At 62.6% G+C, this 13,582-nt stretch carries 9 protein-coding genes; 2 read left to right on the top strand and 7 right to left on the bottom strand.

The window, feature by feature from the left end:
• Nucleotides 1–51: 51 nt before the first annotated feature.
• Entirely contained in the window at nucleotides 52–522 is a 471-nt protein-coding gene (locus LJX92_RS14335) for a hypothetical protein (RefSeq protein ID WP_177327417.1), read from the top strand.
• A 139-nt stretch (nucleotides 523–661) separates the two neighbouring features.
• Here the strand turns inward: LJX92_RS14335 and LJX92_RS14330 are convergent, their stop codons facing one another.
• The 7 genes from LJX92_RS14330 to LJX92_RS14300 all read right to left on the bottom strand — a co-directional run bounded on the left by LJX92_RS14330 (nucleotide 662) and on the right by LJX92_RS14300 (nucleotide 8,117).
• Nucleotides 662–2,302: a BatD family protein gene (locus LJX92_RS14330; RefSeq protein ID WP_228308447.1), complete on the bottom strand. Its 1,641-nt coding sequence runs from the start codon at nucleotides 2,300–2,302 to the stop codon at nucleotides 662–664.
• Nucleotides 2,299–4,038, bottom strand: a complete 1,740-nt coding sequence (locus LJX92_RS14325; RefSeq protein WP_078821215.1) for a tetratricopeptide repeat protein — start codon at nucleotides 4,036–4,038, stop codon at nucleotides 2,299–2,301. Before LJX92_RS14325 ends, LJX92_RS14330 begins: the two co-directional genes overlap by 4 nt.
• A complete protein-coding gene (locus tag LJX92_RS14320) occupies nucleotides 4,035–5,123 on the bottom strand; it encodes a vWA domain-containing protein (RefSeq protein WP_032880830.1) in 1,089 nt (362 codons plus the stop codon). Before LJX92_RS14320 ends, LJX92_RS14325 begins: the two co-directional genes overlap by 4 nt.
• Nucleotides 5,116–5,610: a DUF4381 domain-containing protein gene (locus LJX92_RS14315; RefSeq protein WP_017136650.1), complete on the bottom strand. Its 495-nt coding sequence runs from the start codon at nucleotides 5,608–5,610 to the stop codon at nucleotides 5,116–5,118. Before LJX92_RS14315 ends, LJX92_RS14320 begins: the two co-directional genes overlap by 8 nt.
• Nucleotides 5,607–6,539, bottom strand: a complete 933-nt coding sequence (locus tag LJX92_RS14310) for a DUF58 domain-containing protein (RefSeq protein WP_005787858.1) — start codon at nucleotides 6,537–6,539, stop codon at nucleotides 5,607–5,609. Before LJX92_RS14310 ends, LJX92_RS14315 begins: the two co-directional genes overlap by 4 nt.
• 5 nt (nucleotides 6,540–6,544) lie before the next feature.
• Nucleotides 6,545–7,504, bottom strand: a complete 960-nt coding sequence (locus tag LJX92_RS14305) for an AAA family ATPase (protein WP_005787860.1) — start codon at nucleotides 7,502–7,504, stop codon at nucleotides 6,545–6,547.
• A gap of 259 nt (nucleotides 7,505–7,763) precedes the next feature.
• The gene (locus LJX92_RS14300; RefSeq protein ID WP_078821216.1) at nucleotides 7,764–8,117 is read right to left on the bottom strand and encodes a hypothetical protein; all 354 of its coding nucleotides are present in this window, start codon (nucleotides 8,115–8,117) and stop codon (nucleotides 7,764–7,766) included.
• 481 nt (nucleotides 8,118–8,598) lie between these two features.
• Between LJX92_RS14300 and LJX92_RS14295 the strand changes: the two genes are divergently transcribed.
• Nucleotides 8,599–13,467: an NAD-glutamate dehydrogenase gene (locus tag LJX92_RS14295; RefSeq protein WP_032880832.1), complete on the top strand. Its 4,869-nt coding sequence runs from the start codon at nucleotides 8,599–8,601 to the stop codon at nucleotides 13,465–13,467.
• Nucleotides 13,468–13,582: the final 115 nt, after the last annotated feature.

The following is a 13,582-nucleotide window of genomic DNA, read 5'->3' as shown; positions in this document are numbered from 1 at the left end:
CCACACACTCACGTGGACGCCTTAATTAACCTTCGGAATCAGAGACTCACCATGACAGTTTCAATAAATGCATCCCCTATTAGTCCTTTTCACGTGATGCCTCAGCAGGTGAACCCTGAAAAAACCTCACCCTCGTCCAGCCATCGGCAAGCGCGAAGCGCTGAGGCCCAAGCCGGCGCCCCTCACGCGCGTCCTTTTGGTGGAGTGACCGACCGGCAACTGATAGGGCTGGTCCGCGACCACTTTCGCGAGTTCGCCGCCGGGGCGACAGACAGCTACGTAAACTTCAATGAATTGAAAGAAGCGGCCGGTCTGATAGCCAGCGACAGGTCATTTTCTCCAGAGGCACACCACACGGCACTGGAGTTGTTGTCACGCCCCGAACTGCTGCGCAAGCTGGATATCGGCATCAGCTTCTTTGGTGGCCCCGGCAAGGAAGATGGCCGGTTCGATATGGATAACCTGAACTATCTGTACAAATTCCCCCATCGTGAATGGAAGGTGCCGCGCCGTAATCACTAACATCCAGATGGATGTCGAACAGGCGACACCGCGCAACTGTGGGAGGGGGCTTGCTCCCGATAGCGGTGGGTCAGTTAAAGATGTATCAACTGAAACTCTGCCATCGGGAGCAAGCCCCCTCCCACATGAGTTTGCGGTATTACTTGGGATACAACGGCGGCAAGCTGGTGGTGTCGGTCGCCGGGTCCTGCTCGCGTTCGGCCACGGGGATGGCCTTGATCGCACGCCACAGGTCTTCACCCAGCCAGTACTGGCCGCTTTCGCTGTACAGCGCGCCGTTCAAGCCATCCAGGGCATCTGACAATGGCACAAACCGCGCCGCCATGTCGGCCAGGGTTTCCGGCTGTTGACGCGCCCAGGCATCGAGGGCCTGGCGGGTGGCTTGCGGATCGTTGGCCTGGGTGGCGCGCTTGAGGTCGTCGAGCAGGGTGCGCGGGCTCGGGCCGGTTTGCGCGGCGCGCAGTACGGCCGGCTGCCGACGGGCGCGCCACCACAGGCCGAAGCCCAGCAACGTGGTGCATGCCAGGATCAGTGTGCTCAGTTGCCACAGCCACAGGCGCTCATCGTCGGGTGCGGTGATGATGGTCGGCGTGGCGGGTGCGTCCACCACCAGGCTGGGATTGACCGCCACTTGCACAGTGCGCGCCGGCAGGCTGGTGCGTTCCAGGTGATCTTCGTGGGTGTTCCACCACACCACTTCCACCGGCGGCAGTTCCAGCTCGCCGGCGCGGGTTGGCACCAGGGCTTCGCGGTCTTCACGGCTGCCGATCAGGCCGCGGTCGCTGGTCTGGTTGCCCAGTACCGGTTGGTCCGGGTAGCGGCGCAGGCCGTTGACGTCGGCGCTGGGCAGCGCCGGCAACTGTGCGCTGGATAAGCCCTCGGCCTGCACGGTGAGGCTGCGAGTCAGAGAGTCGCCGACCTGCACGTGGTCCGGCGTAGGGTTCCAGCCTTCGCTCAGGGTCAGGCTGCGCGCCGGCAGCCAGGGAGCGTCGGCGGGGTAGAGGTCCGGCTTGGGTTTGATCGTCAACGGCAGGGCCGCAGAGCTGACGTGGATCATCTTGCCCGGCTTGGTGCCCTGCAGTGTGTTTTCCTGGGGTGGACGCGACTCCACCAGGGTAGCGCTGAAGGTCTGCGCCGGAATCACCACCGTGCCGCTGTGCTGCGGGTAGACAGCGTAGCGGGTCTCGATCACGCCATGGCGGATGCTGTTGATGACCTTCTCATAGGTACGCGACTCGCCCAGTTGTTCGACACGTGCATCGGGAATCTGCAAGGGCGTGAGGCTGCTGTCGTCATACAGTGATACCGAGTGGTACACGCGTACGGTCAACAGCGCTTGGGCCTGGACGTATACGGCGGTCTGGTCGAGGTTGGCCTCGATGAACACCGGGGCAAGTTCGGTGCTGGTGTTCTGGCTGACGGTTTCGACCACTTGCAGGGTGATCGGCTGGGTCTTGAGTGCGCCCACTTGCAACGGCGGGATGATCACGTTGCCGTTTTCCTTGGGCAGCAGGGTGATGATCCAGCGGGTGGTGGCGTGGTTATCGCCGCCCAGGGTGGTGAGCTGGTTGATCTGGCGGGTGCCGCTGACTTCAAACTGTGCGTCCAGGGGCGACAGGTCCGGCTTGCCGAATTGGGTTACATCGCTGGACTCCACCGTCAGCTCCACCGTTTCCCCGGAGTTGAGGCGGTTACGGTCAACGCTGGCAACCAGGTTCGCCGCCTGGGCGTGGCCTGCCGACAACGCGAGCAGAAGCAAAAGGGTGGTGCGGCGGCTCATCGAGTCGTGTCCTGATGTTGTTGCTGTTCGTACCAGAATTTGCGCCGCAGCAGCTCACCGGGATTGTCCGGGATCTCTTGCAGCCATTGCTCCAGCGCCTGGCGGCGCTCACCTTCAAGGCGGGTGTCGACAGGGCGCAGGGGCGGCGTGGTGGTGTGCTCGTCGCCCAGTTCGCTGCCCGGCACTTCATTGTGGCCTGGCTGTGGGGTGGCGCCGGCCTGAGTTTCACCGCTGCTGGCTTCGCCCTGGCCCTGGGGCGATTGTTCGCCGCTCTGGCCCGTTTGCCCGCTGGCCCCCGGTTGCGCAGTTTGGCCGGGTTGGGGGCTTTCGTCATCTTCGTTTTTTGCAGGCTGGGTCGGCTCGGGCTCGGCTTGCTCTTGCATCAGGGTTTCAACCAGGGCCTTGTTTTTCAGCGCCGGTTGCAGATCGGGCTGGGCTTCCAGGGCTTGCTCGTAGGCGTCGATAGCGGCTTCAAGTTCACCGGCTTTGGCCAGGGCATTGCCTCGATTGTAGTGGGAATAGGCGTCGTTGCCCTGGGCAAAACGTTTGATCGCCTCGGCGTAATTGCCGGCTTCGTACAGGGCTACACCTTGCCATTGCGGGTCTTGAAAGTGTTCGGCGGCTTCGGCTGGGCGCTTGTGCTTGAGCAGGTATTGACCTTGCTGGTCGGGGCGCAGCCACAGGTCCTGAAGGCCAAAGGCGTAACTGGGTTGTGGCGCGCCCAGCAACAGCAACGGCAGGCAGAACAGCCAGCCGCGACGCCCGGCGCAGGCGGCCAGCAGTAACAGCGGCAGCAGCAGCCAGTAACCCTGATCGGCCCAGGTGTCCAGGTGCAGCACTTGGCCGTCGTTGCGCAGGGCTTGTACGCTGTCGAGCATACCCAGTTGGCGCAGGTCCTTGTCATCCAGGCGCGCTGCACGGTAGCGGCCACCCATTTCACTGGCGAAGGCCTTGAGCGTCGGGCTGTCGAGGCGTGGCACCAGGATCGCGCCCTGGTCGTCCTTGAGGAACTCGCCGCTTTCCTGGGTCACCGGTGTGCCTTCACGGCTGCCGATGCCGAGGATCGACAAGGGCGGTGCCTGGGCGCTTTGCAGTTGCAGGCGGATGCCCTGGCGCTCCTGTTTCGACAGCGAGGAGCCGATCAGCAGCAGGCGCCCCTGGCCGAGCCCGCCTTGCTTGAGCAGGCCGAGGGCTTTTTCCACGGCCAGATCGGCGCGATGGCCGGGCTCGGGCATGATCGAGGGGCGCAGGGCCTCCAGCAGATTGCGGCTGGTGGCCAGGTCGTCCGACAGCGGCACCAGCGTATGGGCGCTGCCCGCATACACGACGATGGCGGTTTGCGCATCGGTGCGTGCTTGCAGCAGGTCATACAGCTTGCGCCGCGCCTGCTCCAGGCGGTTGGGCGGGCTGTCGGTGGCAAGCATTTCCGGGGTCAGTTCCAGCAGTACCACCAGCGGGTCAGCGGGTTTCTGACTGGGCTGTTCAACCCGTTGCCAACTGGGCCCCAGCAACGCCAGCACGGCCAACAGCCAGGCGATGCCCAGCAGCACCCACGGCGATTTGCTCTCGCGGCCGTTGCCGCCACTGAGCAGTACGGCATGGAAGGCCGGTGGCAGGATCATCTGCCAGCGGCCGGCGCGCTTTTGTCGGTGCCACAACTGCCACAGCAACCAGCCGAGCAGCGGCAGCAGCAACAGCCACCAGGGCCGGAACCAGTGCGGCCACAGGGCGATCATCGACGTCTCCGCAAACGCAAGCGCTTGAGGCGCTGGCGCCATTCAGGGTGTTGTTGCAGGAAGATCCCTTTGCTCGACAGCTTGTTGAACCCGCGTTGCAAGGCGTTGTTGGGCCAGCGTTCCTGGATCACCAGCAACAGGCTCAAGATCAGCGCCAGCGCCAGCGGGCCGCTGTACAACGCCTGGGCCGGTCGCGCTTGGGTGGGTTGTTGTTCGACGGGCTCCAGGGTGTCGAGGGTCTCCTTGATTTGCTGCAGTTCCTCGCCGTCATGGGCGCGGAAATATTGACCGCCGGTGGCCTCGGCCATCGCCTTGAGCGCCGGCTCGTCGAGGTCCAGGCTCGGATTTACGCCGAGAATGCCCAGGGAACCGGTTTGCTCCGGGTCGGCGCCAATGCCGATCGGGTAAATCTTCACGCCTTCTTCGGCCGCCAGTCGCGCTGCCGTCAACGGGTCGATCTGCCCGGCGTTATTGGCGCCGTCGGTGATCAGGATCAGCACACGGCTTTGCGCCGGGCGTTGGCGCAGGCGTTTCAAGGCCAGGCCAATGGCATCACCGATGGCGGTGTTCTTGCCGGCAATGCCGATACGCGCTTCGTCCAGCCAGGTACGTACGGTGCGCCGATCAAAGGTCAGCGGTGCCTGCAGGTAGGCTTGAGTACCAAACAGGATCAAGCCCACGCGGTCACCTTCGCGTTCTTCAAGAAAGTCCCCGAGCAGGTGTTTGACCAGGGCCAGGCGACTCACGTCCTCACCCTGCCAGTGCATGTCGGGGAAATCCATGGAGCCTGACACGTCGACCGCCACCAGCAAGTCCCGGCCACTGGCGGCAATTGGCAAAGGCTCGCCCAGCCATTGCGGGCGTGCGGCGGCAGTCAACAGCAGCAGCCACAGCACCACGAAGGGGGCCTGCTGGCGCCAGCCTGGCAGGTTGGCGCGGGCGCGACGGCGGGCCAAGCCTTCGAGGTCGCTCAGGTAGCTGACTTTCAATGCCGGTTCGCCGCTGTCGGCCACGGGCAGGATCAGGCGCATCAACCAGGGCAATGGCAACAGGGTAAAGATCCACGGCCAGGCGAACTCAAACATGTTTGCGGATCCAGGTGTCGACAGCTTGAGTCAGGCCGGCGATAGCTTTGTCGTCGAGTTTGCATTCGGGCTTGTAGGCGCCTTCCACCAGTACCATCCAGCGCGTCAGGCCGGCGGCGGGGCAGCGGTTGTCGAGGAAGGCCAGCCATTTGCGGCCGTTGAGGGTATGGCTCTGGCTATACGGGTAGTCGTTACGGCACAGGCGCTTGAGCAGGCCGTTGAGTTGTTGCAGCCAGGCACCTGCGGGCGCGCCGTCGTAGGGCTTGGGCATCAAGGCCAGTTCGGCGAGGGCGGCGATGCGCAGCGGGTCCAGCGGTTGTTCGGCGCGGGCCACGGGGCGGCGGGTTGGCAGGAAGCGGCGCAACCACCACAGGCCCCAGCCGAGCAGCGGGATCACCAGCAGCAACAGCCACCAGCCGGGCGCAGGCGGCCAGAAGCCGATGGCCGGCGGGGCGATCAGCGGTTGCAGTTGGTCCAGGCTGCTCATTGTTTTTTAACCGGGCGTTGCGGGTTGAGGTACTCGCGCAGTTGCTCGACCATTTCACTCTGTGTGCTCAACGGCATCAACAATACCCGCAGCTTTTGCGCGAGCCGTTCCCAGCGGGCGATACGCGCTTCGGCCTGGGCTTTGTAGGCCTGGCGCAAATCAATGTTCAGGGTGTCCAGTTCCAGCTGTGCGCCGCGTTCTGCAAAGCGCAGTAACCCGGCGGCGGGCAGGGCGTGATCAAGCGGGTCGGAAATGGGCAGCAGCAGCAGGTCGCAATGTCGCGACAGCAGGCTCAGCTGTTGCTCGGCGCTGTCAGTCAGCGCCCGTTCATCGCAGATCACAATCCCCAGGCTGCCCGGTCGCAACACTTCACGGCCACGGCGCAAGGCCATGCCCAGGGCGTCAGCTTCGGGGCGGCTTTCGGTGTTCAGGCTCTGGTTGACCCGCACCAGGCGGTTAAGCAGCTGCAACAGGCTTTGTTTGCTGCGTCGAGGCTTGATTTCGTAGTGCTCGCTGTCGCCGAACACCAGTCCGCCGACCCGATCGTTATGCCCCAGGGCCGCCCAGCCGATCAGGCTGGCCGCTTGTGCGGCGAGCACCGACTTGAACATCTGCCCCGAGCCGAAGAACAGACGGCAGCTTTGCTCCACCATGATAAAGATCGGCCGTTCGCGTTCTTCGTGGAACAACTTGGTGTGCGGTTCCTGGGTGCGCGCTGTCACGCGCCAGTCGATGGTGCGCACGTCGTCGCCCGCCTGGTACACCCGCACCTGATCGAAGTCCACACCGCGCCCGCGCAGCTTGGAGTGGTGCAGGCCGATCAACGGGCTGCGCTGGCCGGGCGTGGAGAACAGCTGCACTTCGCGCACGTGGTGACGCATCTCAATCAGTTCACTGAGGGTTACGCGTATACCATCGCTGGCGTTCATCGGCTTCAAGCGACGGCAACAACGTCAAGAATGCGTTGCACCACGCGGTCCTGGTCGATCCCGGCAGCTTCGGCTTCGAACGACAGGATGATGCGGTGACGCAGCACGTCGAACAGCACCGCCTGGATATCCTCGGGGCTCACGAAGTCGCGACCGGCCAGCCAGGCGTGGGCGCGGGCGCAACGGTCCAGGGCGATGGAGCCTCGGGGGCTGGCGCCATAGGCGATCCACTCGGCCATTTCCGGGTCGAACTTGGAAGGCGTACGCGTGGCCATGACCAGTTGCACCAGGTATTCCTCTACCGCATCGGCCATGTACAGGCCAAGGATTTCCTTGCGGGCGGCAAAGATCGCCTGTTGGCTGACGCGCCGCTCGGGCTTGGTTTCGCCATTGAGCGCTTCGCCGCGGGCCTGCTGAAGGATGCGCCGTTCGACGGCGGCGTCCGGGAAACCGATCTTCACGTGCATGAGGAAGCGGTCGAGCTGGGCTTCGGGCAGAGGGTAGGTGCCTTCCTGCTCGATGGGGTTCTGCGTGGCCATCACCAAAAACAGCGGCGATAGCTCGTAAGTGCTACGGCCCACGCTGACCTGGCGCTCGGCCATCGCTTCAAGCAAGGCCGACTGGACCTTGGCCGGGGCGCGGTTGATTTCGTCGGCGAGCACCAGGTTGTGGAATATCGGCCCCTGCTGGAACACGAAACTGCCGGTTTCCGGGCGATAGATCTCGGTGCCGGTGATGTCGGCGGGCAGCAGGTCGGGGGTGAACTGGATACGATGGAACTGCGCTTCGATGCCTTCGGCCAGCTCCTTGATCGCCTTGGTCTTGGCCAGCCCCGGTGCGCCTTCGACCAGCATATGGCCGTCGGCGAGCAGGGCGATCAGCAGGCGATCGATGAGTTTTTCCTGGCCGAGAATCTGCGTAGAAAGAAAGGTTCGCAGCGCAAGCAGCGCTTCACGATGTTCCATCGATGACGGTTCCTGGAAAGATGAGCCTGATGGTGGAGCGCGAGCGCCAGGCTTGGGAGGCTTACTTTAATGCATCGAAGGGGGTGACGACTAACGACGTCACGGGTATTTTCAGAAAAACTTGTAGGCTTTTGGTGTGGGAACACGGTCAATGTGGGAGGGGGCTTGCCGCCGATGCCCGTGTGTCAGGCACCGATGTATTAACTGGCCCGCCGCTATCGGGGGCAAGCCCCTTCCCACATTTGAACCAGGGTGCAGCTCAAGTCCGGATGAAAGTGCCAGTGCCTGCGAGGATTTTCTGCAAGGTTTCCTCCACTTCAGCCAGGTCGGATGCGGCCGTGGCGTGGGTGATCTCCAGATGATCCTTGCCACCCAATGCATCGGCATCACCGGCTGCAAGTTCGATCAGCAACGTCGTGGCACTCAAGGTGATCTTCAGCCCATCCAGCGTCGACGGCTCGTAATCCCAGGTCAGTTCCACTTCCTCTTCATCCGGGTAGCGGCTCAACATGAACATTTCGCCGTTTTTGCCGTGGCAGCAAAGCATGGCCATGTTGTCTTCTTCTTCGTCGCACGGGGTGGCCATCAGGGCGTCGGTTTTCAGCTGCAGCATGGGAAATCCTGTGTGGAGGAGGGCGTTGCGCTGGCAATTGTGCCATTGCGGCGAATTTTATGCTGCAGGGTGTGTCAGACCCAGGGCATGACCTGGCGTGCGGTATCAGTCATTTTCGGTACTCAGAGGGCTGAAAAACGCAGGTTTTTTGCCCGGAAAAACGCGGTTGCCCAAGTTGCAACCTATTGCCTGCTTACCGATGACCGAATATGTCGCAGCGTCGCAAGCAGCGGTCTTCCTACACTCGTTAAGCTGCGCAACGGATGTGCCCCGCGCCCGGCGCCTGACCTGCCCGTCGTACCGTCACCCGGCAAGGTGTGCATCTTGTGGAAGTTGTATGTGACCTGACTGTCCTGTCCAGCTTCACCCACCTGTCGGCCTGATTCGTTTATCGTGACCCACGAACAGAGCTGACGGTCTCCCCGCAAGGGGATAACACGCGACGCTTCCATCAATAACAAGCCCAAGCGGAGTACCACAGATGGCGTTCTTCACCGCAGCCAGCAAGGCCGACTTCCAGCATCAACTGCAAGCGGCACTGGCGCAGCACATCAGTGAACAGGCACTGCCACAAGTGGCGCTGTTCGCTGAGCAATTCTTCGGCATCATTTCCCTGGACGAACTGACCCAGCGTCGCCTTTCCGACCTGGCCGGTTGCACCCTGTCTGCCTGGCGCCTGCTTGAGCGCTTCGATCACACCCAACCGCAAGTGCGGGTCTACAACCCCGATTACGAACGTCATGGCTGGCAATCGACCCACACCGCGGTCGAAGTGCTGCACCATGACCTGCCATTTCTGGTGGACTCGGTCCGTACCGAGCTGAACCGCCGTGGCTACAGCATCCATACCCTGCAAACCACCGTGCTCAGCGTGCGCCGTGGCAGCAAGGGTGAGTTGCTGGAAATCCTGCCCAAGGGCACCCAGGGCGAAGGCATCCTGCAAGAGTCGCTGATGTACCTGGAGATCGACCGCTGCGCCAACGCCGCCGAGCTGAACGTGCTGAGCAAAGAGCTGGAGCAGGTGCTGGGCGAAGTGCGCGTGGCCGTGGCCGATTTCGAACCGATGAAAGCCAAGGTCCAGGACCTGCTGGCCGGTATCGACGCCAGCGCATTCACGATCGACGGTGAAGAAAAAGCCGAGATCAAGAACTTCCTGGAATGGCTGGTGGGCAACCACTTCACCTTCCTGGGCTATGAAGAGTTCGTGGTACGTGACGAGGCGGACGGCGGTCATATCGAATATGACGCCAGCTCCTTCCTCGGTCTGACCAAGCTGTTGCGCGCCGGCCTCACCGCCGAAGACCTGCGCATCGAAGACTACGCCGTGGCCTACCTGCGTGAACCGACGGTGCTGTCGTTCGCCAAGGCTGCACACCCAAGCCGCGTGCACCGCCCGGCGTATCCGGACTACGTGTCGATCCGCGAGATCAGTGCCGACGGCAAGGTCATCAAGGAACACCGCTTCATGGGCCTCTACACCTCCTCGGTGTACGGCGAAAGCGTGCGAGTGATCCCGTACATTCGCCGCAAGGTAGCGGAAATCGAGCGTCGCTCGGGCTTCCAGGCCAAGGCGCATCTGGGCAAGGAACTGGCCCAAGTGGTTGAAGTGCTGCCCCGTGACGACCTGTTCCAGACCCCGGTCGACGAGCTGTTCAGCACCGTGATGTCGATCGTGCAGATCCAGGAACGCAACAAGATCCGCGTGTTCCTGCGCAAAGATCCGTACGGTCGTTTCTGCTACTGCCTGGCCTATGTGCCGCGCGATATCTATTCCACCGAAGTGCGTCAGAAGATCCAGCAAGTGCTGATGGATCGCCTCAAGGCTTCGGACTGCGAGTTCTGGACCTTCTTCTCCGAGTCCGTGCTGGCCCGTGTGCAACTGATTCTGCGGGTCGACCCGAAGAACCGCCTGGACATCGACCCGCTGCAACTGGAAAAAGAAGTGGTGCAAGCCTGCCGCAGCTGGCAGGACGACTACGCCAGTCTGGTGGTGGAGAGTTTCGGCGAAGCCCACGGCACCAACGTGCTGGCGGACTTCCCCAAAGGCTTCCCGGCCGGCTACCGCGAGCGTTTCGCCGCGCATTCGGCCGTGGTCGACATGCAGCATCTGAACAGCCTCACCGAAGCCAACCCGCTGGTGATGAGCTTCTATCAGCCGCTGGGCCAGGTCTCCGGTCAGCGCGAACTGCATTGCAAACTCTATCACGCTGACACCCCGCTGGCGCTGTCCGACGTGCTGCCGATCCTGGAAAACCTCGGCCTGCGCGTGCTGGGCGAGTTTCCGTATCGCCTGCGCCATGCCAATGGCCGTGAGTTCTGGATCCATGACTTTGCATTCATCGCCGCCGAAGGCGTGAACCTGGATATCCAGCAGCTCAACGACACCCTGCAGGACGCATTCGTGCACATCGTGCATGGCGATGCCGAGAACGATGCGTTCAACCGCCTGGTATTGACCGCCGGCCTGCCATGGCGCGACGTCGCGTTGCTGCGTGCTTATGCTCGCTACCTCAAGCAGATCCGCCTGGGCTTCGACCTGGGCTATATCGCCAGCACCCTGAACAACCACACCGACATCGCCCGCGAGTTGACCCGGTTGTTCAAGACCCGCTTCTACCTGGCGCGCAAGCTCACCGCCGACGACCTGGAAGACAAGCAGCAACGCCTGGAACAAGCGATCCTCACCGCCCTGGACGACGTTCAGGTGCTCAACGAAGACCGTATCCTGCGTCGCTACCTGGACCTGATCAAGGCGACCCTGCGTACCAACTTCTACCAGACTGACGCCAACGGCCAGAACAAGTCGTACTTCAGCTTCAAGTTCAACCCGCACGCGATCCCCGAGCTGCCCAAGCCGGTGCCGAAGTTTGAAATCTTCGTGTACTCGCCCCGTGTTGAAGGCGTGCATCTGCGCTTCGGCAACGTCGCTCGCGGCGGCCTGCGCTGGTCCGACCGTGAAGAAGACTTCCGTACCGAAGTGCTCGGCCTGGTAAAAGCCCAGCAAGTGAAAAACTCGGTGATCGTGCCGGTGGGCGCCAAGGGCGGCTTCCTGCCGCGTCGCCTGCCATTGGGCGGCAGCCGGGACGAGATCGCGGCCGAGGGCATCGCCTGCTACCGCATCTTCATTTCCGGCCTGTTGGACATTACCGACAACCTGAAGGACGGCGCCCTGGTGCCACCGGCCAACGTCGTGCGCCATGACGACGATGACCCCTACCTGGTGGTGGCGGCGGACAAGGGCACTGCAACCTTCTCCGACATCGCCAACGGCATCGCTATCGACTACGGTTTCTGGCTGGGTGACGCGTTCGCTTCCGGCGGTTCTGCCGGTTACGACCACAAGAAAATGGGCATCACCGCCAAGGGCGCGTGGGTCGGTGTGCAGCGTCACTTCCGTGAGCGCGGCATCAACGTGCAGGAAGACAGCATCACCGTAGTGGGCGTCGGCGATATGGCCGGTGACGTGTTCGGTAACGGTTTGCTGATGTCCGACAAGCTGCAACTGGTGGCGGCCTTCAACCACCTGCACATCTTCATCGACCCGAACCCGAACCCGGCCACCAGCTTCGTCGAGCGCCAGCGCATGTTCGAGCTGCCGCGTTCGTCCTGGACCGACTACGACACCAGCATCATGTCTGAAGGCGGCGGTATCTTCTCGCGAAGCGCCAAGAGCATCGCCATCTCGCCACAGATGAAAGAGCGTTTCGACATCCAGGCCGACAAGCTGACCCCGACCGAACTGCTCAACGCCTTGCTCAAGGCGCCGGTGGACCTGTTGTGGAACGGCGGTATCGGTACCTACGTCAAGGCCAGCACCGAAAGCCATGCCGACGTGGGCGACAAGGCCAACGACGCGCTGCGTGTCAACGGCAACGAGCTGCGCTGCAAGGTGGTGGGCGAGGGCGGTAACCTCGGCATGACCCAACTGGGCCGTGTGGAATTCGGCCTCAATGGCGGCGGTTCCAACACCGACTTCATCGACAACGCCGGTGGCGTGGACTGCTCCGACCACGAAGTGAACATCAAGATCCTGCTCAACGAAGTGGTGCAGGCCGGTGACATGACCGACAAGCAGCGCAACCAGTTGCTGGCGAGCATGACCGACGAAGTCGGCCACCTGGTGTTGGGCAACAACTACAAGCAGACCCAGGCCCTGTCCCTGGCCGCACGCAAGGCTTACGAGCGCGCCGCCGAGTACAAACGCCTGATGAGTGACCTGGAAGGCCGTGGCAAGCTGGACCGCGCCATCGAGTACCTGCCGACCGAAGAGCAGCTCACCGAGCGCGCTTCGACCGGCAAGGGCTTGACCCGTCCGGAGTTGTCGGTGCTGATTTCGTACAGCAAGATCGACCTCAAGGAAGCGCTGCTCAAATCCCTGGTGCCGGATGACGAATACCTGACCCGTGACATGGAGACCGCGTTCCCACCGAGCCTGGTGGCCAAGTTCTCCGAAGCCATGCGTCGCCATCGCCTCAAGCGCGAGATCGTCAGCACCCAGATCGCCAACGACCTGGTCAACCACATGGGCATCACCTTCGTGCAGCGACTCAAAGAGTCGACCGGCATGAGCCCGGCGAACGTCGCCGGTGCCTATGTGATCGTGCGCGATATCTTCCACCTGCCGCACTGGTTCCGTCAGATCGAAGCCCTGGACCACCAGGTGTCGGCCGACGTGCAACTGGAGCTGATGGACGAGCTGATGCGCCTGGGCCGTCGTGCTACGCGCTGGTTCCTGCGCAGCCGTCGCAACGAACAGGACGCCGGTCGTGACACAGCGCACTTCGGTCCGCACCTGGCGGCGTTGGGCCTCAAGCTCGACGAACTGCTGGAAGGTCCGACCCGTGAAGGCTGGCAGAACCGTTACCAGGCCTACACCCAGGCCGGCGTACCGGAATTGTTGGCACGCATGGTTGCAGGCACTACCCACCTGTACACCTTGCTGCCGATCATCGAAGCCGCCGACGTGACCGGGCATGACGCCGCCGAAGTGGCCAAAGCCTACTTCGCCGTCGGCAGCGCCCTGGACCTGCCGTGGTACCTGCAGCAGATCAGCGATCTTCCTGTGGCCAACAACTGGCAGGCCCAGGCCCGTGAAGCCTTCCGCGATGACGTGGACTGGCAGCAACGGGCGATTACCATTTCGGTACTGCAAATGGCCGACGCGCCACAAGACATGGAAGCCCGCGTGGCCCTGTGGCTTGAACAGCATCAGGACATGGCTGATCGCTGGCGTGCCATGATGGTGGAAATTCGTGCTGCGGTTGGCACGGACTACGCCATGTACGCGGTGGCCAATCGTGAGTTGCTGGACCTGGCGTTGAGTGGTCAGTCGGTGTTGCAGCCGGCTTGATGCTTCGGTAAACCAAAAGCCCCCGCATCGTGAGATGCGGGGGCTTTTTATTTGATCTGGAATGCGATCAATGTGGGAGCTGGCTTGCCTGCGATAGCGGTGGGTCAGTTAATAA

The sequence above is a fragment of the Pseudomonas sp. HN8-3 genome (assembly GCF_020790195.1).
Lineage (GTDB): Bacteria > Pseudomonadota > Gammaproteobacteria > Pseudomonadales > Pseudomonadaceae > Aquipseudomonas > Aquipseudomonas synxantha_A.
Note: the sequence above shows the minus strand (reverse complement) of the source record. Positions and strands in the feature narration are given on the sequence as shown.

Coding starts and splice junctions, on each gene's coding strand:
- LJX92_RS14335 (WP_177327417.1), top strand. CDS start 52: ATGACAGTTTCAATAAATGCATCCCCTATTAGTCCTTTTCACGTGATG.
- LJX92_RS14330 (WP_228308447.1), bottom strand. CDS start 2,302: ATGAGCCGCCGCACCACCCTTTTGCTTCTGCTCGCGTTGTCGGCAGGC.
- LJX92_RS14325 (WP_078821215.1), bottom strand. CDS start 4,038: ATGATCGCCCTGTGGCCGCACTGGTTCCGGCCCTGGTGGCTGTTGCTG.
- LJX92_RS14320 (WP_032880830.1), bottom strand. CDS start 5,123: ATGTTTGAGTTCGCCTGGCCGTGGATCTTTACCCTGTTGCCATTGCCC.
- LJX92_RS14315 (WP_017136650.1), bottom strand. CDS start 5,610: ATGAGCAGCCTGGACCAACTGCAACCGCTGATCGCCCCGCCGGCCATC.
- LJX92_RS14310 (WP_005787858.1), bottom strand. CDS start 6,539: ATGAACGCCAGCGATGGTATACGCGTAACCCTCAGTGAACTGATTGAG.
- LJX92_RS14305 (WP_005787860.1), bottom strand. CDS start 7,504: ATGGAACATCGTGAAGCGCTGCTTGCGCTGCGAACCTTTCTTTCTACG.
- LJX92_RS14300 (WP_078821216.1), bottom strand. CDS start 8,117: ATGCTGCAGCTGAAAACCGACGCCCTGATGGCCACCCCGTGCGACGAA.
- LJX92_RS14295 (WP_032880832.1), top strand. CDS start 8,599: ATGGCGTTCTTCACCGCAGCCAGCAAGGCCGACTTCCAGCATCAACTG.